1 pseudogene is annotated in these 246 nt (G+C 45.9%); it reads right to left on the minus strand.

Annotated elements, in window-relative coordinates:
* A pseudogene (locus tag AB4486_RS25965) lies at positions 1–246 on the minus strand (MFS sugar transporter); the annotation flags it as partial.

The following is a 246-nucleotide window of genomic DNA, read 5'->3' on the forward strand; positions in this document are numbered from 1 at the left end:
CCCAAGGTGTATGCATTAAGCCTGCTTCAGCGACAACCATCCCTCCGCCCCATGAACCAAGTGCAATACCAACGTTAAAGGCGGCAATGTTTAAACCGGAAGCAACATCCACTGCATCTGGTGTATATTTTTCAGCAAGTTTCACTACATATACTTGTAAACCTGGAACATTACCGAATGCAAATGCCCCCCAAACTAAAATCGTGGCTACCGCGGCAATAGGGTTAACGGCGGTAAAATTGAACA

The organism is Vibrio sp. 10N.222.55.C6 (assembly GCF_041473395.1).
Taxonomy (GTDB): domain Bacteria; phylum Pseudomonadota; class Gammaproteobacteria; order Enterobacterales; family Vibrionaceae; genus Vibrio; species Vibrio crassostreae_C.